Annotated in this window: 18 protein-coding genes and 2 tRNA genes; 15 read left to right on the top strand and 5 right to left on the bottom strand. The window is 63.8% G+C overall.

All coding sequences use genetic code 11. The features are described from left to right. Positions 1 to 28: 28 nt before the first annotated feature. Positions 29 to 2,590, bottom strand: a complete 2,562-nt coding sequence (gene pepN / locus ACSBOX_RS08375; RefSeq protein ID WP_442545591.1) for an aminopeptidase N — start codon at positions 2,588 to 2,590, stop codon at positions 29 to 31. A gap of 137 nt (positions 2,591 to 2,727) precedes the next feature. Between pepN and ACSBOX_RS08380 the strand changes: the two genes are divergently transcribed. The 3 genes from ACSBOX_RS08380 (at position 2,728) to ACSBOX_RS08390 (ending at position 5,249) form a co-directional block, all read left to right on the top strand. Further along, the gene (locus ACSBOX_RS08380) at positions 2,728 to 3,729 is read left to right on the top strand and encodes a hypothetical protein (protein WP_442545592.1); all 1,002 of its coding nucleotides are present in this window, start codon (positions 2,728 to 2,730) and stop codon (positions 3,727 to 3,729) included. Positions 3,730 to 3,906: 177 nt separating this feature from the next. Further along, a complete protein-coding gene (locus tag ACSBOX_RS08385) occupies positions 3,907 to 4,347 on the top strand; it encodes a ribose-5-phosphate isomerase (protein WP_442545992.1) in 441 nt (146 codons plus the stop codon). Next, complete coding sequence (locus tag ACSBOX_RS08390) at positions 4,347 to 5,249, top strand: Fpg/Nei family DNA glycosylase (RefSeq protein WP_442545593.1); 903 nt, start codon at positions 4,347 to 4,349, stop codon at positions 5,247 to 5,249. The genes ACSBOX_RS08385 and ACSBOX_RS08390 overlap by 1 nt, the downstream gene beginning before the upstream one ends. Before the next feature lie 85 nt (positions 5,250 to 5,334). Here the strand turns inward: ACSBOX_RS08390 and ACSBOX_RS08395 are convergent. Next, positions 5,335 to 5,408 (bottom strand) — tRNA-Gly (locus tag ACSBOX_RS08395). A gap of 153 nt (positions 5,409 to 5,561) precedes the next feature. On the opposite strand from ACSBOX_RS08395, the gene ACSBOX_RS08400 reads away from it, so the two are divergent. From ACSBOX_RS08400 to ACSBOX_RS08425, 6 genes are all read left to right on the top strand, one after another. Beyond that, positions 5,562 to 5,636 (top strand) — tRNA-Pro (locus tag ACSBOX_RS08400). 68 nt (positions 5,637 to 5,704) lie between these two features. Continuing rightward, positions 5,705 to 7,072 (top strand): trigger factor, encoded by a 1,368-nt coding sequence (gene tig / locus ACSBOX_RS08405; protein WP_442545594.1) that lies wholly within the window; start codon positions 5,705 to 5,707, stop codon positions 7,070 to 7,072. A 242-nt stretch (positions 7,073 to 7,314) separates the two neighbouring features. Further along, entirely contained in the window at positions 7,315 to 7,944 is a 630-nt protein-coding gene (locus tag ACSBOX_RS08410; protein ID WP_442545993.1) for an ATP-dependent Clp protease proteolytic subunit, read from the top strand. A gap of 36 nt (positions 7,945 to 7,980) precedes the next feature. After that, entirely contained in the window at positions 7,981 to 8,640 is a 660-nt protein-coding gene (locus ACSBOX_RS08415; protein ID WP_078108671.1) for an ATP-dependent Clp protease proteolytic subunit, read from the top strand. 184 nt (positions 8,641 to 8,824) lie between these two features. Then, a complete protein-coding gene (gene clpX, locus ACSBOX_RS08420) occupies positions 8,825 to 10,111 on the top strand; it encodes an ATP-dependent Clp protease ATP-binding subunit ClpX (protein ID WP_078108672.1) in 1,287 nt (428 codons plus the stop codon). A gap of 125 nt (positions 10,112 to 10,236) precedes the next feature. Beyond that, positions 10,237 to 10,806, top strand: coding sequence for a mycothiol-dependent nitroreductase Rv2466c family protein (locus tag ACSBOX_RS08425; protein ID WP_442545994.1), 570 nt, complete (start codon positions 10,237 to 10,239; stop codon positions 10,804 to 10,806). Between the two features lie 55 nt (positions 10,807 to 10,861). On the opposite strand, the gene ACSBOX_RS08430 is transcribed toward ACSBOX_RS08425, so the two are convergent. Next, positions 10,862 to 11,737 (bottom strand): Fpg/Nei family DNA glycosylase, encoded by an 876-nt coding sequence (locus tag ACSBOX_RS08430; RefSeq protein ID WP_442545595.1) that lies wholly within the window; start codon positions 11,735 to 11,737, stop codon positions 10,862 to 10,864. Positions 11,738 to 12,099: 362 nt separating this feature from the next. Further along, positions 12,100 to 14,721 carry a valine--tRNA ligase gene (valS, locus tag ACSBOX_RS08435; protein ID WP_442545596.1) on the bottom strand — a complete coding sequence of 874 codons (2,622 nt, stop codon included), beginning with the start codon at positions 14,719 to 14,721 and terminating at the stop codon, positions 12,100 to 12,102. A gap of 249 nt (positions 14,722 to 14,970) precedes the next feature. On the opposite strand from valS, the gene ACSBOX_RS08440 reads away from it, so the two are divergent. From ACSBOX_RS08440 to ndk, 6 genes are all read left to right on the top strand, one after another. After that, entirely contained in the window at positions 14,971 to 15,918 is a 948-nt protein-coding gene (locus ACSBOX_RS08440; RefSeq protein ID WP_442545597.1) for a hypothetical protein, read from the top strand. After that, positions 15,911 to 16,669 (top strand): SDR family oxidoreductase, encoded by a 759-nt coding sequence (locus ACSBOX_RS08445; protein ID WP_442545598.1) that lies wholly within the window; start codon positions 15,911 to 15,913, stop codon positions 16,667 to 16,669. Before ACSBOX_RS08440 ends, ACSBOX_RS08445 begins: the two co-directional genes overlap by 8 nt. 327 nt (positions 16,670 to 16,996) lie before the next feature. Continuing rightward, a complete protein-coding gene (gene ileS / locus ACSBOX_RS08450) occupies positions 16,997 to 20,314 on the top strand; it encodes an isoleucine--tRNA ligase (protein WP_442545995.1) in 3,318 nt (1,105 codons plus the stop codon). Between the two features lie 3 nt (positions 20,315 to 20,317). Then, positions 20,318 to 21,679 carry a bifunctional folylpolyglutamate synthase/dihydrofolate synthase gene (locus tag ACSBOX_RS08455; RefSeq protein ID WP_442545599.1) on the top strand — a complete coding sequence of 454 codons (1,362 nt, stop codon included), beginning with the start codon at positions 20,318 to 20,320 and terminating at the stop codon, positions 21,677 to 21,679. A 2-nt stretch (positions 21,680 to 21,681) separates the two neighbouring features. Then, positions 21,682 to 22,128, top strand: a complete 447-nt coding sequence (locus tag ACSBOX_RS08460) for a DUF4233 domain-containing protein (RefSeq protein ID WP_442545600.1) — start codon at positions 21,682 to 21,684, stop codon at positions 22,126 to 22,128. 53 nt (positions 22,129 to 22,181) lie between these two features. After that, complete coding sequence (gene ndk / locus ACSBOX_RS08465) at positions 22,182 to 22,601, top strand: nucleoside-diphosphate kinase (RefSeq protein WP_442545601.1); 420 nt, start codon at positions 22,182 to 22,184, stop codon at positions 22,599 to 22,601. 73 nt (positions 22,602 to 22,674) lie between these two features. Here ndk and ACSBOX_RS08470 read toward each other — a convergent pair whose 3' ends face one another. Next, positions 22,675 to 23,370: a vitamin K epoxide reductase family protein gene (locus tag ACSBOX_RS08470; RefSeq protein ID WP_442545602.1), complete on the bottom strand. Its 696-nt coding sequence runs from the start codon at positions 23,368 to 23,370 to the stop codon at positions 22,675 to 22,677. Positions 23,371 to 23,517: the final 147 nt, after the last annotated feature.

The following is a 23,517-nucleotide window of genomic DNA, read 5'->3' on the forward strand; positions in this document are numbered from 1 at the left end:
GGCCTGTTGGTGACTTATCCGACGGCTTCTAGACGTCTGCCGCGCGGGCCTTCAAAGCACGGGCGACGCCGTCGCGGTTTTCGAGCATCATGCGCCGCAGGGCGCTGCTATCCGCCGGCAGTTCTGCGAGGAACTTGTCCGTGCGGTCAACCGTGGCTTGCGTGGTGAGCTGCGCCGGATAAAGCCCGACGACGATCTGCTGGGCCAGCGCGTGAGTGCGGTTGGCAACGATCTCGGGCACTGCCTCAAAGTACTCTTCGGCGTACGGCTCCAACAGGGAGGTGTCCAACACGCGGGTGAAGCCCGTGACGGCGGAGCTCTGAATGGCGTTCGAAAGCTCGCCCGTGACCACGATCTTCTTCCACGCTGCGGCCTTCGCCTCGGGAGTGGGAAGGGCCGCCGTTGCCAGGGCGGCGGCGTTTTGGCCATTGGCCGTGTGGTCGCGCTCCAGCTCGGCGTCGATCCGGTCCTGGCCTTGGCGCCCGCCCACCACCAAGGCGGCGAGGAGTTCCCAGCGCAGGTCCTGGTCAACTGTCAGGCCATCGAGGACCGTGCCGCCGTCGAGGAGCGCCTGGACGTTGTCCAACTGCGGGTTGCTCGAAGCGAGCAGCGCGAAGGACTTCACGAATTGGAGCTGGGCGTCCGATCCTGCGGCCGCGGTGCTCGAGAGTTCCCAGAGCGTGTCCGCGGCAGCCACGGTCGCTGCGTCCTTGTGCTCCGCTGCGACGTAGTAGGTCAAGGTGGTCGCGAGCTGGCGGAGCTGGGTCTGGATCACGGAGGAATCGGTCTCGGACGCAATGTTCGCCAGGATCAGCTCGGCGTAGCCACGGGCCGGGGTTTCGCCGTCGCGGGCCGCATCCCAGGCCGAGCCCCACACCAGGGTGCGCGGCAGGCTGCCCGCGAAGTCCTTCAGGTGGGTCTTCGCGGTGGCCAAGGAGGTGGGGTCGAGGCGCACTTTGGCGTAGGCGAGGTCGTCGTCGTTGAGCAAGACCAGGTCCGGGCGTGCCATTCCGGAAAGGGCGGGGACCTCGGTGCGGGGCCCGTCGACGTCGAGCTCCTCCCTGTGGGTCCTCTCAAGCTTGCCTTCGGCGGAGAGCTTGTAGAACCCGACGGCGAGGCGGTGCGGCCGCAGTGTCGGCTGCTCCTCGATGGCCGTCTGGACGATCGCGAAAGACGTGATGGTGCCGTCGGCGTCGACCTCAAGCTCGGGGGAGAGGGTGTTGACTCCGGCAGTCTCGAGCCAGAGCTTGCCCCACTGGTCCAGGTCGCGGCCGCTGGCAGCTTCGAGTTCCTTCATGAGGTCCACCAGCTCGGTGTTCTGCCACGCGTGCTTCCGGAAGTATTCGCGGACTCCGGCCATGAACTCTTCCGGTCCCACCCAAGCAACCAATTGCCTCAGCACGGAAGCTCCCTTGGCATAGGTGATGCCATCGAAGTTGACCTCGACGTCCTGGAGGTCGTTGATCTCGGCGAAAATCGGGTGCGTCGTGGGCAACTGGTCCTGCCGGTATGCCCAGGATTTTTCCACCGAGGCAAAGGTGGTCCAGGCCCGGTCGAATTCGGTGTTTTCGACTGCGGCGAGGTGGGACATGTACTCGGCAAACGACTCGTTGAGCCAGAGGTCGTTCCACCAGCGCATCGTGACGAGGTCCCCGAACCACATGTGGGCCAGCTCGTGCAGCACGGTGATGGCGCGGCGTTCGATCTGGGCACCGGTGACTTTTCCGCGGAAGACGTAGCCTTCGAGAATGGTTACCGCGCCGGCGTTTTCCATGGCGCCGGCATTGAACTCGGGAACGAAGAGCTGATCGTACTTCTCGAAGGGATACGGGAATCCGAACTGGGCCTCGAAGAACTCGAATCCCTGGCAGGTCAGTTCAAAGATGTTGTCGGCGTCCAGGTACTGCATGAGGGACTTGCGGGCGAACACGCCGAGCGGGATGACGCGGCCATCGGAGCTCGTGACCTTGCTGCGCACGGACTGGTACGGTCCCGCGATCAAGGCGGTGACGTAGGAGGAGATGCGGGGAGTGGGGGCGAAGCTCCAGACGGAGCGCGCACCGCCGTCGTCCCCTGGAGTTGTTTCCACCGGTACCGGAGTGGGCGAGTTGGAGATCAGGTCCCAGTGCGAAGGCGCCGTGACCGTGAAAGTGAATGCCGCCTTCAGGTCCGGTTGCTCGAACACGGCGAACATGCGTCGGGAATCCGGCACCTCGAACTGTGTGTACAGGTAGACCTCGTTGTCCACCGGGTCCACGAAGCGGTGCAGGCCTTCACCTGTGTTCATGTAGGGGGCGTCGGCCACAACCGTCAGTTCGTTCTCGGCGGCGAGACCGGGCAGCTGGATGCGCACACCGTCGGACACCGCCGCGGGATCGAGCTCGGTGCCGTTCAGGGTCACGCTGTGCACGGTGTCCGTGATCGCGTCGATAAAGCTCGAGGAGCCCTCGACGGCGGAGAACTTCACCACCGTGGTGGAGCCGAAGACCGTGGAGCCCTTCGTCAAGTCGAGGGTGACATCGTACGAGCTCACGGTGAGCAATTCTGCGCGCTGTCCGGCTTCGGCGCGCGTCAGGTTCAGGCCTGGCAAGGTTTGCCTCCAAGAATGGTTTCGAGAAGCCGGTTGGTTTCAGCCAGCGCCGGCGCTGTGAAGTCATTCTTTCACTTGATTCCGGCTTGGCAAGGAAGCTCGATCACAGTGTCGCCGGCTCGGGGTAGCGTTGGAATATGGGAAAGATGCGCGACTCCATGGACCTCCGGGCACTCCGCTTTGCGGTGGCATTTCCGCTGCTGCTGGCCGCCGCGTTCGCCGCGTGCGCACTCATGTTGCGCAACAACCTTCCGGATCCTGTCGCCATCGCGTGGAACGCCGACGGCGGAATCAGCTTTGCTCCGTTCCTCGCCTATGTCCTGGGCGGAGGAGGGATTCTGGTCGTGGCAGGGTGGCTCGTGTTCCTCCAGGCGGTTCCCCTTTCCCGGCCCGTGATGATGCGCCGGGTCATGATGGGCTTGGGCCTCATGGTGACCCTCTTCATCACCGCTGTGCTGGCCGCCGGACTCGTGGGGCAAACGGGCCTTGCCGACGCCCGCGGCTCGCACGTCGATCCGACCGTCCTCGCGTTGGGCTCGGGCGCGGCGTTGCCGCTCGGCATCGTTATGATGATGGCATTCAAGCCTGATCCGCACTGGACACCGGAAGACGACGCAGCCCTCGAGGCCGAAAGGATCCGCACGGAAGACCCCGGCCTGGCAGAGGATTCCATGTTGCTGTGGGTCCACGCGCGGAGTTCGGTGTTCGTCATGATCTGCGTGGCCACGTTGTTTCCCGCCATGCTGATCGCGATTGCGCTGCCGTGGTTGGGCGCATTGCTGGCCGTGGTCGCCGTCGTCGGGGCGTGTTTCCTTTTCGTCCGGGTGCGGGCGGACCGTGGCGGGGTGCAGGTCTTCGTCGCGGGCGTACTCAGGGTGCTCACGGTGCCGGCCGTGGACATCGCAGGCGCGGCCGCCCAGGAAGTCAGGGCCGCCGACTTCGGTGGCTGGGGACTCCGGCACCACGGAGGGGCCACGGCCATGCTCGTCAGCAGCGGTCCCGCCGTCGTCGTGCGCCAGGTCAGCGGCCGCAGGGTGGCGTTCAGCGCCGGGACCTCGGCCACGGCGGACCGGCTCGCGGGGATCCTGAACCGTGTCGCGGCGCGTGCCCAACGCGGCGAGCAGCCACCGGCCACCTGAGGGCCGGAGGGCATCGAACCGGGGGCTTCGTCTTAAGAGGTGGGCTGGTGCCCGATCCTAGTAACCTAGGAACCGCATCCCTCACCGCCGCGCCCGGCTTTGCCGCGTTCGCGCGCCAGACTGAATGGACTTCCTGTGACCACACCCCGCGTCCACATCGCCACGGACCACGCCGGCATGGAGCTGAGCGCCCACCTCGTAAGCCACCTGGCGGCCAAGGGCTACGACGTCGTCGACCACGGTCCCAAGGTGTACGACGCCCTCGACGACTACCCCTCGTTCTGCATCAACGCGGCTGCTGCCGTGGTCGCCGACCAAGAGGCGGGCGTTCACGCATTGGGCATCGTCCTGGGCGGATCCGGCAACGGCGAACAAATTGCCGCGAACAAGGTCAAGGGTGTCCGGGCAGCGCTTGCCTGGAACCTCTCCACTGCGAAACTGGCCCGAGAGCACAACGACGCCAATGTCGTCGCCGTGGGCGGACGCCAGCACACGGTCGAGGAAGCCACCGGACTGATCGAGGCCTTCCTGGAAGAACCGTTCAGCAACGACGAACGCCACGTGCGCCGCATCGGAAAGATCGCCACCTACGAGAACACCGGCGAAATCGTTGCCTAATGCCTGAAGGGCATTCCATCCATCGCCTGGCACGCCAGTTCCAGGATGTCTTTGCCGGGCAGGTTCTGGAGGTCTCCAGCCCACAAGGCCGGTTCGTCGCGGGCGCAGCGCTTTTGGACCGCCACGAGCTGCTCGAAGCGACGGCGCACGGCAAGCAGCTCTTCCTGCGTTTTGACCATGGGTTGGTTCTGCATGTCCATCTGGGTCTCTACGGTGCGTGGAGCTTCGGTGGCGATGAATCCTTCCGCGGGGCCTCGAGCATCGGGGCGCCGCGGCGGATCGGCGAACGCGAGAGCTTCGCCCAGGAAGCCGGCATAGGAAGCCTGGGAAGCCGCTACTCGGGTCCGCCCGAGCCTGTTGGTGCAGTCCGCGTGCGCCTCGTCGCGGCGAACGGCTGGGCAGACCTCAGGGGCGCCACCACGTGCGCAGCGATCACCGAGGCAGAGGCCGCTGCTGTCCTTGCCCGCTTGGGTCCGGACCCGCTCCACAACCGCCCCGGCGACCGCGAGGAGTTCGTCCGCCGCCTGCTGCGCCGCAAGACCGCCGTCGGGCTCCTCCTCATGGACCAGTCGGTCGTGGCCGGAATCGGCAACATCTATCGCGCGGAAGTGCTGTTCCGCCAGGGCGTCGATCCGTGGACTCCGGGCAGCTCCCTGGACCCGGAAACTGCCGGACGACTGTGGGATGACAGCGTGACGGCGATGTCCGACGGCGTCCGCGACGGCCGGATTGTTACGACGCCATCGGCATTGTGGAGCGGCGGGAACGCAGAAGCGCTCGACGGCGAGGCCCACTTTGTCTACAAGCGGCAGGGGCAGGTTTGCCGGCGATGCGGCGAAACGGTGGGGATGGCCGAGATCGGTGCGCGCAAACTCTACTGGTGCCCCGGCTGCCAGAACTGAAGTCCGGCGCTGACCTGGTGCACCGCGCTCACCGGTTGCATCCTGAAAACACGAAGGGCCCCTCAGTGAGGGGCCCTTCGTACCATGGAGGGGACGACGGGAATCGAACCCGCGTAATCAGTTTGGAAGACTGAGGCTTTACCATTAAGCTACGTCCCCGGGCAAGACCGCATGCACCCTCCAAACCTCGGGGAGTGTTCCGCGCATCTTTCCGGCGGCTGTTGAAGCCGGATATAACTAAACCTAATTCAGGGGCCAAGTGTCAAATGTGCATTCTCCGGCGAGATGCCCGTAGACTGTCCTGTGCATTCACGGGGTGTAGCTCAGCTTGGCTAGAGCGCCTGCTTTGGGAGCAGGAAGTCGCAGGTTCAAATCCTGTCACCCCGACTCTGTGTGCCTGTCCCGGTCCGGGACGCGGCAGAACCCCATCCCACAAAACCAGGAGTACTTAGACTGTGAAGAGCGCTGTCGAGAACCTCACCGCCACGCGGGTCAAGCTCAACGTTGAGGTTCCCTTTGAGGAACTGAAGCCGAGCATCGATGCCGCTTACAAGACCGTAGCTTCGCAAATCCAGGTTCCCGGGTTCCGCAAGGGCAAGGTTCCTTCCAAGCTGGTTGACCAGCGCGTCGGCCGCGGCTACGTCCTGGAGACTGCCATCAACGATGGCCTCAACGGCTGGTACCAGGCTGCCGTCCAGGAAGCCGGCCTTCGCCCGCTGAGCCGCCCCGAGGTTGAGATCACCGAGGTTCCGGACCCGTCGTCGACCGACGGTGAACTGAAGTTCCAGGTTGAGATCGACGTCCGTCCCGAGGTTGAGCTCCCGGACTACGCCGGCATCAAGGTCGAGGTCGCTGCAGCGGATTCCTCCGACGCCGACGTCGACAAGGCCCTCGACGAGCTCCGCGGCCGCTTCGGCACGCTGAAGTCCGTTGACCGCCCGGCCGCCGATGGTGACTTCCTGACCATCGACATCACCGCCACGATCGACGGCGCCGAGATTGACTCCGCCACCGGCCTGTCCTACCAGGTTGGCGCCGGCACCATGCTTGAAGGCCTCGACGAGGCCGTCACCGGCCTCTCCGCCGAAGAGGAAGCAATCTTCGACACCACGCTGGTTGGCGGCGAGCACGCCGGTGAGGCAGCCCAGGTCAAGGTTGCTGTCAAGACCGTCAAGGAGCGCGAGCTCCCCGAGGCCAACGACGATTTCGCCCAGCTGGCGTCTGAGTTCGACACCCTTGCCGAACTCCGCGAAGACCTTGCCAAGCAGGCCGCTGAGTCCAAGGTCGTCGGCCAGGGCGTCGAAGCCCGCGACAAGGTCCTGGACAAGCTCGTCGAGCTCATCGAGGTTCCGGTTCCGGACTCTGTGGTCGAGGAGCAGCTCGAAGCGCACTTCAACGCCGAGAACGCCCACGGTGAAGGCGAGCACGACACCGAGGAGCACCGCGCCGAGGTCAAGGCCAACACGGCCCGCGCCTTCCAGAACGAGATCATCCTTGACGCCATTGCCGACAAGGAAGAAGTGAGCGTCAGCCAGAACGAGCTGATCGACTACATCGTCACAACCGCAAGCCAGTACGGCATGGACCCGAACCAGTTCGCCCAGATCATCGATCAGAGCGGCCAGGTTCCCATGATGGTTTCCGAGGTACGCCGCCGTAAGGCCCTCGCAGTGGTCCTCGGCCAGGCCGAGGTTGTCGACTCCGAAGGCAACAAGGTCGACCTCAGCGACTTCGTGCGCCCCGCCGGCGAAGAGGCTTCTGTCGAGGAAGCTGAAGATGCAGCCGTTGTTCCGAGCGACGACCCCGCTGCAGTGAAGTTCTAGTTTCAACTCTCGCCGCCCCCGGATCCTTGATCCGGGGGCGGCTTGGTTTAAGCCCGGTGAGCATGGAAAGCGAGCTCTTCGGCAATCGTGCGCCGTCAGCGAACAGTGCGATTTGGGAGAACAAATCGCCGTGGAAAACGGTTAGTGTCCAAGTAGTGAAGATCAGGGATGGCAAGTTCAGCAATGGCCCTGTCACCAGCGAGAGGTAAGTACTTATGTCACAGCACGCAGAGGCGCCCAGGATGGCAACCGTCGATCCAGCGGCCCAGGACAACTACATCTACAACCGCCTGCTGAAAGAGCGCATCATCTGGCTCGGATCCGAAGTCCGCGATGAAAACGCCAATGCGATCTGCTCCCAGCTCCTCCTTCTCTCCGCTGAAGACCCGGAGAAGGACATCTACCTGTACATCAACTCTCCCGGCGGCTCGGTGACTGCCGGCATGGCCATCTACGACACGATGCAGTTCATTCCGAACGACGTCGTGACCGTCGCCACCGGGTTGGCAGCCTCCATGGGCCAGTTCCTCCTTTCCTCGGGCACCAAGGGCAAGCGCTACGCCACTCCGAACGCACGCATCCTGATGCACCAGCCTTCCGGCGGCATCGGTGGAACGGCGTCGGACATCAAGATCCAGGCGGAGCTGATCCTGCACATGAAGAAGGTCATGGCCGAGCTGACAGCCGAACAGACTGGACAGACCGTGGAGACCATCCTCAAGGACAACGACCGCGACAAGTGGTTCACGGCCGTCGACGCTCTCGACTACGGCTTCTTCGACAAGATCGCCGCACACGCAGGCTCGGTTGCCGGCGGTGGCGGAACGGCCAATTCCTCGAATTCCGAGACCCCGTCGAACTCCGAGAAGTAACCGGCACCAAGAAACATTCAGATCAGGAGCAATAAAATGAACTACAACTTTGGATGGTCTGCCGGTAATCTCCCGTCCAGCCGTTACGTCCTCCCGCAGTTCGAGGAGCGCACGCCCTACGGCTTCAAGCGCCAGGACCCGTACACCAAGCTCTTCGAGGACCGCATCATCTTCCTCGGTGTCCAGGTTGACGACGCTTCGGCTGACGACATCATGGCCCAGCTGCTCGTGCTCGAGTCCACGGACCCGGACCGCGACATCACGTTGTACATCAACTCCCCGGGCGGTTCGTTCACGGCCATGACGGCTATCTACGACACCATGCAGTACATCCGTCCCGAGATCCAGACCGTTTGCCTGGGACAGGCCGCCAGCGCCGCAGCAGTGCTGCTCGCCGCCGGCACTCCCGGTAAGCGCCTCGCGTTGCCGAACGCCCGCGTCCTGATCCACCAGCCGGCCCTGTCAGGCGGCCAGGGTGGACAGGCTTCGGACCTCGAGATCCAGGCGGCCGAAGTGATGCGCATGCGCACGTGGCTCGAGGACACGCTGGCCCACCACTCGGGCCGTACCTCCGAGCAGGTCAACAATGACATCGAGCGCGACAAGATCCTCACCGCCGCTGAGGCGATGGACTACGGATTGATCGACCAGGTGCTCGATTCCCGCAAGATCAAGCCCCAGGCGATCGCCAGGTAGCTGGCAAAAACTCGACGCCGGTGCGGTTCAGGAAATATGGGCCGCATCGGCGTTCTGTTTCAACCCAAGCAGCCCATTGTGACCTACAGTGGAAGTTGTCATGGTGGCGCCCCCGCTGCGATCTTCCGTTCTTGGAAGATAGGTACGGGGCTGCACCACCCGCATGAAACGAAGGGATTCCCACATGGCTCGGATTGGCGAGAGCACGGATCTGCTGAAGTGTTCTTTCTGCGGAAAGAGCCAGAAGCAGGTTCGGAAGCTGATTGCCGGGCCCGGCGTGTACATCTGCGACGAGTGCATCGAACTCTGCAACGAGATCATCGAAGAGGAACTCGCGGAAGTATCGGATCTTGGCAGCTTCGAGTTGCCCAAGCCGAGGGAGATCTTCGATTTCCTCCAGGAGTACGTGATCGGCCAGGAACCCGCGAAGCGCTCCCTCGCCGTCGCGGTGTACAACCACTACAAGCGCATCCAGGCGGGCCACGCGCCCAAGACCGGCCTTGGCGAAGGCGGACACCACGAAGACGTGGAGATCGCCAAATCCAACATCCTGCTGATCGGCCCCACCGGGTGCGGCAAGACCTACTTGGCACAAACCCTGGCCCGCCGTCTTAACGTCCCCTTCGCCGTCGCCGATGCAACGGCCCTGACTGAGGCCGGATACGTCGGCGAAGACGTTGAAAACATCCTGCTGAAGCTCATCCAGGCCGCGGACTATGACGTCAAGAAGGCCGAACAGGGCATTATCTACATCGACGAGATCGACAAGATTTCGCGCAAGAGCGAGAACCCGTCCATCACGCGCGATGTGTCAGGCGAAGGCGTTCAGCAGGCACTCCTGAAGATCCTCGAAGGCACAGTGGCTTCGGTTCCGCCACAGGGCGGACGCAAACACCCGCATCAGGAATTCATCCAGATCGACACCACCAACGTGCTGTTCATTGTTGCCGGTGCGTTCGCCGGGCTCGAGGACATCATCGGATCCCGCTCTGGCCGCAAAGGGATTGGTTTCGGGGCCCCGCTCAACGAGGTCAAGGACAACGCTGACAGCTACGGCGAGGTGATGCCGGAGGATCTGCTCAAGTTCGGGCTCATTCCTGAATTCATCGGACGCCTGCCCGTGATCACCACCGTGTCCAACCTTGACCGTTCCGCGCTCATCCAGATTCTCTCCAAGCCCAAGAACGCCCTGATCAAGCAGTACCAGAAGATGTTCCAGCTGGACGGCGTGGAGTTGTTGTTCGACGATGACGCCCTTGACTCGATTGCGGACCAAGCCTTGGAACGCGGCACCGGAGCCCGTGGCCTGCGCGCCATCATGGAGGAAGTGCTGCTCCCGGTCATGTTCGACCTGCCCAGCAGGGACGACATCGCGAGCGTTGTCATTACCGCCGACGCCGTGGCCAAGAAGGGCCAGCCCACCATGATCGCGCACGAGGTCGTTGCGAAGCGTCGGAATAAGTCCGCCTAGCCTGGGGTTTGCATGATTGGTGCCGGACACCCGTTCGTCCGGCAGCCGCGTCCCTTTCTTCCTACCCAAGGAGTTTCCCTGTGCCCGAGCAGACCGCCAACAAGGTTGATTTCTGGTTCGATCCCATGTGCCCTTTTGCCTGGGTGACCTCCCGCTGGATCGGCGAAGTCGAAGACGTCCGTGGCATCCAAACCACCTGGAACGTCATGAGCCTCTCCGTCCTCAATGAAGGCCGCGAGCTGCCTGCTGAATACACCGAGAAGATGAAGCTGGGCTGGGGACCGGTCCGCGTCATCATTGCCGCCCGCGAGCTGCACGGAGATGAGTACATCAAGCCGTTGTACGACGCGATGGGTTCACTCATCCACCACGAAGGCATCAAGGATTTCGCCGAGGTCATCTCCAAGGCATTGGCTGAAACCGGCCTGCCTGCCGAGTTGGCCCGCTTTGCCGATTCCGAGGAATACGATGTCCAGTTGCGTGCCAGCCACGAAGCGGGAATCTCCCTCGTGGGCCAGGACGTCGGCACGCCAGTGGTCGCGGTCAACGGCACGGCCTTCTTCGGCCCGGTCCTCACCCGTATTCCCCGTGGCGAGGAAGCCGGCCGGATCTGGGACGCCACCGTTACCCTCGCCGGCTACCCGCACTTCTTCGAGCTGAAGCGCAGCCGCACGGAAAGCCCCGAATTCAACTAGCGGGAATTCAACCCGTCTGAATTCAAGTAGCCTGGGCCGTCGTCTAAGCCGCAGGCTATTTCAGGAATCGCGAGGTTCTGCGGTCCGCGAGGATCTTTCCGTTCGTCTGGCAGACAGGGCAGTACTGCAAAGCCGTGTCGGCAAAGGACACCTCGCGGATCGTGGTTCCACACACTGGGCAGGGCTGTCCCGCCCTGCCGTGGACCCGCATGGTGCTGCGCTTCGTGTCCTTGAGTTCGCTGGAGGCCTTCCCGACGGCCACCGTGACGGCCGCGCCCAGGATGCTTTCGATGGACTCATAGAGGACATGGGTTGTGCCCTGGTCCAGCGACTTGGCGATCGCGAACGGTGAAATCTTCGCGGCGTGCAGGATTTCGTCACTGTAGGCGTTGCCGATGCCGGCAATGACACTTTGGCTCCGAAGGAGCCCCTTGATCTGGTGCGGGCTTGCGGCCAGGATTCCGGCCAGTGTTTCTTCCGTGAATTCGGGGCCCAGCGGGTCCGGGCCGAGCGTCGCGATCCCGGGAACGTCCAAGGGGTCGCGCACCACGTAGATGGCCAGGCTTTTCTTCGTTCCCGCCTCCGTGAGGTCGACGCCGACGTGAGTCGAGCCGTCGCCCTTGGTGAAGCCGAGCCTCGCGGCAATATTGCTGCCGCCCATCCGTAGCTGGGCTTGCGATGGCTGCTCCGTGTAGCGCAGCCACCCGGCTTTGGCGAGGTGGAAGATGAAATGGATGCCCTCGGCGTCGAGACTGACGAACTTGCCGAAGCGTTCCACCCCGACGATCTTGCGACCCTCCAGGGCTGAGTACGGGGGATCGGCCGTCTTCAGCACGGCAAAGGAAGTGATCTGAATCTTCGTCAGTTCGGCATCGAGAAGATTCCTGCCCAGGAAGGCAGTCAACCCGGCCACTTCGGGAAGTTCTGGCATAGCAACACTGTGCCACAAAGCCCCCATGTCCAGAACCCTGGAGGCATGCCTTGAAGCCCCGAATTACAGAGCAGTAGTTCCCGAAGGGGGCTTGTGCTGGCTGGGGAGCAGGTCAAGAATAGAACTTACCCACTTCGAAAGAAGAGGGACACGGAAACCAGAGATTCAGTGATATGTATCTGACGCAGCCTTCGGCAAAGTTGGATGCAAGCTACCTGTGACGAGGTAGGAAGACCTGAAAGTCCGAGGATTCCGCCAGACTGCCAAGACGTCACCAAGCAGCCGAAGAGTCGAAGCCCCACCAACGGCTAAACGCTGATGGGGCTTCCCCTTTGCCCGGAAACTCCCGGGCACCTTACGAACTACGCTTGCGCGGGCTCCTCGGCGGGTGCCAGGACGACGTCGCTCACGGTGAGTTCGCCGTCCCCTGCTACCAGCGAGATCTCCTGTGCGTTGGCCGCGGCCTTCAGGTCTCCCAGTCCGGCTTCCAGTTGTGCAACAAACGACTCGGTTGCGCTGATGGTGGCGGAGAGGACCTCGGTGCGCTGCTTGACCTTGGCTTCGGACTTGGCCTTGCGGATGCCGCTCAGCGCGATGCCGACCGTGCCCAGCATGGTGGTGTCGCCGTCGACGATTTCCACGGCCGACGGCCACGGCGCCCGGTGGACCGAACCCGTGCGCCACCAGCTCCAGACTTCTTCGGTGGCGAAGGGCAGGAACGGCGCGAAAAGGCGCAACAGCGAATCCAGCGTGGTGGCGAGGGCAGCAAGCACGGAGGCCTGCTCAGTCTCGCCGGCCGCACCGTAGGCGCGGTCCTTGATGAGCTCCACGTAGTCGTCCGTGAACTGCCAGAAGAACGATTCCGTGATCTGCAGGGCACGGGCATAGTCGTAGTTGTCGAACGCCTTGGTGGACTGGGCCACGACGTCGGCAAGCTGCGCCAAAAGTGCGCGGTCCAGGGGGTTGCTCAGGACGGACAGGTCCGAGCCGACCACCGAGTTCTCCGTGGCGCCCAGGTTCAGCACGAACTTGGAGGCGTTGAGCAACTTGATCGCCAGGCGGCGGCCGATCTTCATCTGGGCGATCTCGTACGCCGTGTCCGCGCCGAGCTTGGCCGAGGCGGCCCAGTAGCGGACGGCGTCCGAGCCGAATTCGTTCAGGACGTCGGTGGGAACAACCACGTTGCCCTTGGACTTGGACATCTTCTTGCGGTCCGGGTCCAGGATCCAGCCCGAGATGGCTGCGTGCTTCCATGGGGCGCTGTCCTGCAAGGCATCAGCCCGGACAGCCGAGGAGAAGAGCCAGGTGCGGATGATGTCGTGGCCCTGGGGGCGGAGGTCGAAGGGGTAAACCTTGCCGAACAGTTCCTCGTCACGGCTCCAGCCGCCCACGATCTGCGGAGTCAGCGAAGACGTGGCCCAGGTGTCCAGGACATCGGCGTCGCCGATGAAGCCGTTGGGCTGCTCGCGCTGGGACTCGTCGAAGCCGGGTGCCGCGTCTGCCGCGGGGTCTACGGGCAAGGATTCGTCGGACGGCAGGATCGGGTTTTCGTAGTCCGGGTTGCCCTGCGCATCCAGCGGGTACCAGACGGGAATCGGCACACCGAAGAAGCGCTGACGCGAAACGAGCCAATCGCCGTTGAGCCCGCTGATCCAGTTCTCGTAGCGGGAACGCATGAAGGACGGGTGGAATTCGATCTCGTGTCCGCGCGCGATCAATCGTTCGCGGCGGTCCTCGTCCCGTCCGCCATTGCGGATGTACCACTGGCGCGACGTGACAACTTCAAGGGGCTTGTCGCCCTTCTCGAAGAAGTTCACGGGGTGCGTGATCTTCTTGGGCTCGCCGTCCAGCAGATCCGCGGCAATGAGCAGCTCGACCACTGCCTCCTTGGCGGAGAACGCCGTCTTGCCGGCAATCGCCGCGTAGGCTTCCTTGCCGGCGTCGGTAGTGATCCACTCAGGGGTCTCCGCGATGATGCGTCCGTCACGGCCCATGATGGCGCGTGTGGGCAACTGCAGCTCTCGCCACCAGGTGACGTCGGTCAGGTCGCCGAAGGTACAGACCATGGCGATGCCGGATCCCTTGTCCGCCTTGGCGAGCGGGTGGGCCTTAACCTCGAGTTCGACGTCGAACAGGGGAGACGTGACGGTCTTGCCGAACAGCGGCTGGTAGCGCTCGTCGTCGGGGTTTGCCACCAGCGCCGCGCACGCTGCGAGCAGTTCCGGACGCGTTGTCTCGATGTAGATCTTCTCGCCGTCAGCAGTGAAGAAGGGGTAGCGGTAGTACGCGCCGGCGACGTCACGGTCTTCCAGCTCGGCCTGCGCGACTGCGGTGCGGAAGGTCACGTCCCACAGCGTCGGTGCTTCGGCCATGTAGGCGTCCCCGGCGTTCAGGTTGGCAATGAAGGCGCGCTGGGACACGGCACGGGAGGTGTCGTCGATGGTGCGGTACGTCAGGTCCCAGTCAACGGACAGGCCGAGGGTCTGGAACAGGTTCTCGAAGACCTTTTCATCCTCGACGGCGAGTTCCTCGCAGAGTTCGATGAAGTTCTGCCGCGAGACGACGTCGAAGTCGCGCTGGTTCTTCGCAGGCTGTGCCGGCGGACGGTAGTCGGCGTTGTAGGGAATGGCGGGATCGCAGCGGACGCCGTAGTAGTTCTGCACGCGGCGCTCGGTGGGCAGACCGTTGTCGTCCCAGCCCATCGGGTAGAAGACGTTCTTGCCGGTCATGCGCATGTAGCGGGCCTGCACATCCGTCTGCGTGAACGAGAACATGTGGCCCACGTGGAGCGAGCCGGATGCGGTGGGCGGGGGAGTGTCGATCGAGTAGACCTGCTCCCGGGTGGTGTCCGGGTTGAACTTGTAGGTTCCTTCGTCCAGCCAGCGCTGCGTCAGGGCAGCCTCAAGGCCTTCAAGGGCCGGCTTGTCGGGAACGTTGATGGGGGCGGTGGCGGGCGTGTCTGTACCCTGCGTTGATTCAGCCATGCGCCAATTGTTTCATGGCCCCCTTTGTTCCGTGGCACCCGGAGGTGCAGTAGCAGCGGGCCGCCCTTGCTCCCTCTTCCAGTTGTCCCACTGTCTGCGTCCCAGGATGAGCGTGGGGCGGGTGGTATTGACAAGGCCCACACCCGTCACCGGCGATGGGACAGCTGGGGAGGAACGCGGTCGGCGGGATGTCCACATACGGCACTTGACGGCTGGAATTGCCTTGTCGGCGCGAAGCACGGTTGAACCATGGACGAGATTCAGCGCATGCTTCAGCGCAATTGGGGTGTATGCCGCTTCAGCCATTTACGGCGGATGGGCCTCGACAGGTTCCAAATTCGGGAGCTTGTGGACCACGGGCTCTTGGTGAAGACTGCGCGCGGTACGTATGCTCTTCCGTCGGCCAGGCCCGACATTGTCAAAGCAGCCGGGCAGAATGTGTCCTTGGCGTGCGTGTCTGCGGCGTCGGCCCGGGGCCTTTGGGTCTGGAAACCGGCCGCCGTGCCCCACGTTGTCAGGGACAGCGCCAAGAAGATTCCGGGCTGTGTGGTCCATCGGGGCAAACGTTCAGCCAAGCAGCTCGTGGTTTCAGAATTCGACGCGGTGTGCCAGGCCTTCAGGTGTGTTCCGGCGTGGCAGGCACTCGTCGTGGCAGAAGGGGCCGTTGCGGGCGGACGCGTCATGCTGAGGGACCTCAAAGCGCATTTCTCGGGATCCCACGACTGGCGGATCCGCCTCCTGATTGCCAGGATCCGTGCCGATTCGCAGTCCATGCCTGAGACTTTGGCGCGCCTGGCCCTCGAAGACGCAGGATTCCGGGTGAACACGCAAGTGCAGATCGCCGGAGTGGGCCGAGTGGATGGTGTCGTCAATGGGGCACTCGTCTACGAAGTTGATGGCCGGAGGTTCCATTCGGGGCCACGGGAATTCGAGAACGACCGCAATCGCTGGAATTCCTTGGTTATGCAAGGGATCCCCGTGGTGCGTATTCCAGCGAGTTGGGTACTCCGAGATCCGAATTCTGTGCTGCCCATTGTGTCCGGGGCACTCTCGGCGATGAATTCCGCGCCGTCTGTCCCAGCCTTGGTGAGGGCAGAGAGAGCTGGTGCGCTTGGTGTTGACATCCAGCGCAAGGGAAACGGTGAATGGGACAACTGGGAGGGGGAGGAGTCGGAGATAGGCTGGTGCCATGACTGAGGAAGTACAGACGAAGACCGCAGTAGTGACCGGCGCCAGCACCGGAATCGGCGAAGCCACGGTGCGGGCCCTCGCCGCCGATGGATGGAAGGTATTCGCCGTCGCCCGCCGTGCCGAGCGGCTTGAGGCACTCGGCGCCGAGAGCGGCGCTGTGCCGTTCGCCGCGGATATCACCAACGACGACGATGTCGCGGCCTTGCTCTCCGCCGTCACCGAAGCAGGGGGAGCGGACACGCTCATCAACATCGCCGGCGGCGCACGGGGCGCAGACACCCTGGCCAACGCGCAGACCGAAGACTGGGACTGGATGTACCAAGTCAACGTGCTCGGCACCCTGAAGCTGACCCGGGCCTTCCTCCCGATGCTGCGGGCCAACGGAGAGGGCACTGTCCTGAACCTCACATCGACTGCGGGATTCACGGCCTACGAGGGCGGCGGCGGGTACAACGCGGCCAAGTTCGCACAGCACGCCATGACCGGTGCCCTGCGCCTTGAAGAGGCCGAGAACAACATCCGCGTGATCGAGGTGGCACCCGGCCTCGTCCAAACGGAGGAATTCGCGCTCAATCGCCTCGGCGATGCCACCGCGGCGGCTAAGGTGTACGCCGGGGTCGAGAAGCCGCTCACCCCCGAGGACGTCGCCGACGTCGTCAAGTACGCGGTCTCCGTCCCGCACCACATCAACCTCGACGAGATCATCGTCCGCCCGGTGGCACAGGCAGCTACCCACAAGTTGATCCGCAAGGGCTAAGGTCGAGGCGCCGCGCGTTCCGCCCAAGTGGAGCTCGCGGCGCCGCTGCCGCTAGACTTGTGGCACAAGCTTTGACCCGGACATCACCGGTGAGCTTCCGGAAGAACGCCCCCGCCACCATGGGAGTCAGTAGAACCGGACGGGTAAGCCCGTCACAGCAGCAATGAGCGGCCGACGCCGGAACGGCTCCCCTTCACAGGGAGCAGCACCAGCGGCGGTAAGTGAGGTGGTACCGCGGTACCGGCGCAGTTGGAAACAACGCAGCTGGCGCCGTCCTCGCATCCTGAATGAAACTTTGTGTTCACCGGCTCAACCCAGGATGAAGAGATGACGTATTACCCCAAGGCCTCCACAACTCCGTCCGGCACCTCGCGAGGGGTGTCCGCCTCCGTGAAGTTCCCGGAGATCGAAGAGCGCATCCTCAAGTACTGGGATGAAGACGGCACCTTCCAAGCCAGCATCGACAACCGCAGCGCCGATCTGCCCGGTGGACACCCCGGCAGCAACGAGTTCGTCTTCTACGACGGTCCTCCCTTCGCCAACGGGCTGCCCCACTACGGCCACCTCCTGACCGGCTACGCCAAGGACCTGGTGGGCCGCTACCAGACCCAGCGCGGCAAGCGCGTCGAACGGCGCTTCGGCTGGGATACCCACGGGCTGCCCGCTGAACTCGAGGCCATGAAGCAACTGGGCATGACGGACAAGACCCAGATCGAAGCGATGGGCATCGACAAGTTCAACGACGCCTGCCGTGCCTCCGTCATGAAATACGCGGACGAATGGAAGAGCTACGTCACGCGCCAGGCACGCTGGGTGGACTTCGACAACGACTACAAAACCCTCAACGTCGAGTACATGGAGTCTGTCCTGTGGGCCTTCAAGCAGCTCCACGAGAAGGGCCTCACCTACAACGGGTACCGCGTCCTGCCGTACTGCTGGAAGGACGAGACGCCGCTGTCCAACCATGAGCTGCGCATGGATGACGATGTCTACAAGAACCGCCAGGACCAGACCGTCACGGTGACCTTCCCCATCAAGGCCGGGGAATCCGAGCTCTCCAAGTCCCTTGCCGGCGTGCAGGCGCTCGCGTGGACCACGACCCCCTGGACCCTGCCTACCAACCTCGCGCTCGCGGTCGGGCCGGACATCTCCTACGCGGTGGTTCCCGCCGGTCCCAACGGCATCAAGGCCGCCTCCGCGGAGGCTCCGGTGACGGGCAGCTTCCTGCTGGCCGCCGATCTGCTCGGCAGCTACGCGAAGGACCTGGGGTACGACGACGGCGCTGCCGCTACTGCCGCCGTCACCGCCACCTTCACGGGCACCGAGTTGGCGGGCCTGGAATACGAGCCGCTGTGGGACTACTTCTCCGACACCGAGAAATACGGCACCCAGAACGGCTGGCGTTTCCTCGTGGCGGACTACGTCACCACCACCGACGGTACGGGCATCGTCCACCAGGCCCCGGCCTACGGTGAAGATGACCAGAAGGTCTGCGAGGACGCAGGCATCCCCGTGGTCCTTTCCGTCGACGAAGGCGCCAAGTTCCTCCACCTGTTCGCGCACGGACCGCTCGCTGAAATCTCCGGACTGCAGGTGTTCGATGCCAACAAGCCGATCACGCAGGCACTCCGTTCCGGCGGTCGCCTGGTTCGCCAGGCCAGCTACGAGCACAGTTACCCGCACTGCTGGCGCTGCCGCAACCCCTTGATCTACCGTGCCGTGTCTTCCTGGTATGTGGAGGTCACCAAGTTCAAGGACCGGATGTCCGAACTGAACCAGGAGATCAACTGGATCCCGGGGAACGTCAAGGACGGACAGTTCGGCAAGTGGCTGGCCAACGCCCGCGACTGGTCCATCAGCCGCAACCGCTACTGGGGCTCGCCGATCCCGGTGTGGCAGTCCGACGATCCCGAGTACCCGCGCACGGACGTTTACGGCTCCCTCGCCGAGATGGAGGCCGATTTCGGCCGCCTTCCGATGAACAACAGCGGCCAGGTTGACCTGCACCGCCCGTTCATCGACGAACTGACCCGGCCCAACCCTGACGACCCGCGCTCTCCCGAAGAGGGCCAGTCCACCATGCGCCGGGTGGAGGACGTGCTGGACGTCTGGTTCGACTCCGGCTCCATGCCCTACGGCCAGGTGCACTATCCGTTCCAAAACGAGGAATGGTTCGAGACCCACAACCCTGCCGACTTCATCGTCGAGTACATCGGGCAGACCCGCGGCTGGTTCTACATGCTGCACATCCTGTCCACGGCACTCTTCGACCGGCCGGCCTTCCGCAACGTGATCAGCCACGGCATCGTCCTGGGTTCGGACGGGCAGAAGATGTCCAAGAGCCTGCGCAACTACCCGGACGTCTCCGAGGTCCTGGACCGCGACGGCTCGGACGCCATGCGCTGGTTCCTGATGTCCAGCCCCATCCTGCGCGGCGGCAACCTCGTGGTCACCGAACAGGGAATCCGCGACGGCGTCCGCCAAGTCATCCTGCCATTGTGGAACGTCTACAGTTTCTTCACGCTGTACACGAACGCTTCAAACGGCGGCGCCGGTTATGACGCCAAACTGCGCTACGACGGCTACGCGGACACCCTGGACCAGTACTTGCTGGCAAACACCGGCGACCTCGTCCGCAACATCACCTCGAGCCTGGATGAATACGACATTTCCGGGGCTTGCGATGAACTGCGCAGCTACTTGGACATGCTCACCAACTGGTATGTCCGACGCAGCCGGCAGCGCTTCTTCGACGAGAACACCGACGCCTTCGACGCCCTCTACACGGCACTCGAGGCAGTCTGCCGCGTCTCGGCGTCGCTGCTTCCCTTGGTTTCCGAGGAGATCTGGCGCGGCCTGACCGGAGGGCGTTCCGTGCACTTGGCTGACTGGCCCGAGGCCTCGCTGTTCCCGGCAAACCCGGAACTCGTCGAGGCCATGGACCGGGTGCAGCAGATCTGTTCCACGGGCTCCAGCCTGCGCAAGGCCGCCAACCTTCGCGTCCGCCTGCCGCTCCAGGAGCTCACGGTGGTGGCACCCGGTGCGGACGCGCTGGAAGGATTCGCCGCCGTCGTCGCGGATGAACTGAACCTGCGCTCGGTCCGGCTCCTGGACGCCGCTACGGCGTCGCCGGAGGAATTCGGGATCGAGCAGAAACTCGTGGTCAATGCCCGCGCGGCAGGCCCACGGCTGGGCAAGAACGTCCAGCAGGCCATCAAGGGCTCCAAGTCCGGCGATTGGTCTGTTTCCGATGAAGGAGTGGTCACGGCCGGCGGCCTCGAGCTGGAACCGCAGGAGTACACGCTCGAGACTGTCGTCGCGGAATCCGCTGACGGTTCGTCCGCTGCCGTCGCTGTCCTTCAGGGCGGTGGTTTCGTGGTCCTGAACACCGCAGTCACTCCGGAGCTGGCTGCCGAAGGCCTGGCGCGGGACATGGTCCGCGCCATCCAGCAGGCCCGCAAGGACGCAGGACTCAACGTCAGCGACCGCATCCACACCACCGTCCTGGCCGTCCACGACGTGGTTGACGCCTTGCGCGCCAATGAAGAGCTGGTCAAGACCGAAACCCTGTCCCTCAAGCTCGACCCCGTCGTCACCGGCGACGCCGCCGAGCCGCAGATCACCGTTACCAAGATCGAGGCCTAGTACATGAGCGACGAATTCTCCGTAGAAAGCGTCTACGCCGAACTCCTGGGGCGCGCCCCGGAAAACAAAATGGAGCCGCGGCTCGCGCCCCTGTACCGGGCCATGGACGTGCTGGGGGAGCCCAACAAGGCGTTCCCGATCATCCACATCACGGGCACCAACGGCAAGACATCCACCGCCCGCATGATCGAGTCGGGGCTTCGCGCCCACGGCTTGAGCACCGGCCGCTACACGAGTCCGCACCTGTCCAAGGTCACCGAGCGCATCAGCATCGACGGCGAGCCGGTTTCGGACGAGACCTTTGTCCGGATCTGGGACGAGATCCGGCCGTACCTCGAAATCGTGGACAAGGAACTTGAGGCCGAGGGGCAGCCCCGGCTCACGTACTTCGAGTGCCTGACCATCCTGGGCTTCGCGATCTTCGCTGACCAGCCCGTCAACGTCGCTGTCATCGAGGTTGGCCTGGGCGGCATCACCGATGCCACGAATGTGGGCGACGGACAGGTTTCCGTGGTGACGCCGATTTCGCTCGACCACACGGATCTCCTCGGCGACACCACTGAGGACATTGCCCACGAGAAGGCCGGAATCATCAAGCCCGGCGGCTTCCTGATCAGCGCGGCCCAGCCGGTGGACGCCGCCCAGGTGCTCCTTGAGAAGGCCCGCGAGGTGGGGGTGCCGTTCCGCTTCGAAGGCGTCGAATTCGGCGTCGAGTCCCGCAGCGTCGCCGTCGGAGGCCAAGTGCTTACCATCCAGGGGCTCGCAGGCCGCTATGAGGACCTGCTGCTGCCGTTGCACGGCGCCCACCAGGCCGAGAACGCGGCAGTCGCCGTCGCGGCCTTGGAAGCTTTCCTCGGCGGAGGCGAGAAGGAGCTCGACGGCGACGTCCTGCGCGAGGCTTTCGGCAACGTCACCTCGCCTGGCCGTCTTGAGGTGGTGCGCACCGCTCCCACGATCATCGTGGATGCCGCCCACAACCCTGAGGGCATCCGCGTCTCAGCCGAGGCAATCGAAGAGGCCTTCAGCTTCAGCAAACTCGTGGTGGTCCTCGGGGTCTTGAAGGAAAAGGACGCCGAAGAAATCCTGCGGCAGCTCAAGGAATCCCTGGGCGGACTGGCAGAGGAGTTCTGTTTCACGCAGTCCAGCTCGCCGCGGGCCATTCCGGCCGCGCAACTGGCCGATCTCGCCGTCGACCTTGGCTTCGGTGCGGACAACGTCCACATCGCCGAGAAGCTGGATGACGCGATCGAGTGGGCCGTGGAGCGTGCCGAAGCCAACGATGACCTGGCCGGCGGCGTCCTCGTCACGGGGTCCATCACCGTAGTGGCGGAAGCGCGCATGCTCCTCGGGAAGGTAGGTTCCTGAGCATGGCCAAACTCACCAAAGCCCAGCGCGAATGGCGGCCCGGGATGCCCAAGAAGCGCCGCTCCACCAAGGTGATGTTCGCTTCGACCGTGCTGCTTTTGGAGGCCTTCGTCGCGTTCTTCGCCACCTTGGCTGTCTTCGGACTGAAGCGTGGAGAGCCTGCACTGGTGCTGGGCTTCGGCATCACCTTGAGCGTCGTGCTGATCCTTGCCTGTGCCGTGCTCAGCAGGCCGTGGGGCATCGGCGTCGGCTGGGCAATGCAGCTGGTCCTGATTCTTTCAGGCTTCGTCGAGCCCACGATGTTCGTGGTGGGAGTCCTCTTCGCGGCCTGCTGGTGGTACGGCATCCGGGCCGGCATGAGGATCGACCGCGAGAACGCCCAGCGCGATCGTGAGCAAGCCGAATGGAACGCTTCGCACGGGGAAGATTCCGCCGGGCAATCAGCCTGAGCGAAACCCCGTAAACTGGCTGGGAAACCCACACATCCAACATTGGAGCAACCGTGAGCATTGAGCGCACCCTTGTACTGATCAAGCCCGACGGCGTCGCCCGCAACTTGAGCGGCAGCATCCTCGCCCGCATCGAGTCCAAGGGATACTCCTTGGTCGAATTGAAGAAGGTCAACGCCACCCGCGATCTGCTGGAGGAGCACTACGAAGAGCACCTGGGCAAGCCGTTCTACGAGCCGCTGGTCGAATTCATGCTCAGCGGCCCGGTTGTCGCTGCCATCTTCGAGGGTCACCGCGTGATCGAAGGCTTCCGTTCCCTTGCGGGAACCACGGACCCGACGACGGCGGCGCCCGGCACCATCCGTGGCGACTTCGGCCGTGACTGGGGCCTGGCTGTGCAGCAGAACCTCGTCCACGGTTCCGATTCGGTGGACTCCGCCGAGCGCGAGATCAAGATCTGGTTCGGCGCGTAGTTTCCAGACACACCAAAAGCGGAAGGGGCCCATGTTCACGCGAACATGGGCCCCTTCGGCGGTTAAGAAATGCTCAGTAACCCGACGTGCCGATGAAGACGTTGATGAAGGCAAAGAAGATGCTGGCGATCACGCCAACGTAGAGCAGCGCGGAAATGATCCAGCCGGATTCGGCCAGGATCTTCGCCAGGCCTGCCGGCGCTGGAATGACCCCGTGCGCCACGTTCCTGATGGTCACGAAGACGAAGAGCGGGATCATGCATGCCCACACCACCATGCAGAACGGGCACAGGATGTGAATGACATACAGTGCCTGGGACCATAGCCAGACGATGAAGATGAAGCCCAGTGTGACGCCGGTCTGGAGGCCGATCCAGTACCAGCGGGCGAACTTGGCCCCCGCAAAGATTGCCATGGCCGTGGTGATGATCACGGCGAACGCGACAATGCCGATGAACATGTTGGGGAAACCGAAAACCGAACTCTGCGGCGTCTTCATGACGCTGCCGCACGATACCCAGGGATTGAGGTCGCAGGCCGTTATGTGGTTCGGGTCGATGAGGACCTGCAGCTTTTCGAGCACGAGCGCCCCGGATGCAAGCCACGCTATGGCACCGGTGGCGAGGAGCAGCCACGCAAAGGGGCGGTCGCGGACCATGCGCGGCAATGCGGTGTCCGCGGCGTTCTTCCCGTCGGGCGTTTTCGCGTTCTCCTGCCGGAGGGATCGGGCATCGTTGTTGGCCAGGTTCGGGCTGGCGGGGCTCGGCATGGTTGGCTGTCCTTTTCTGGGAGGCCCGGCGCGGAACCGGGGAGTGCTCTTGGGAGGATTCTAGCCGCGGCGGCTGGAGGACGCGTCCAGCGAGGGCGACGGCACGGAAGGTTTCAGGGCGTGCTTCCTGCCGGGAGTGCGGGCGTG

Origin of the sequence: Arthrobacter sp. KN11-1C (assembly GCF_052180225.1) — a bacterium.
Lineage (GTDB): Bacteria > Actinomycetota > Actinomycetes > Actinomycetales > Micrococcaceae > Arthrobacter.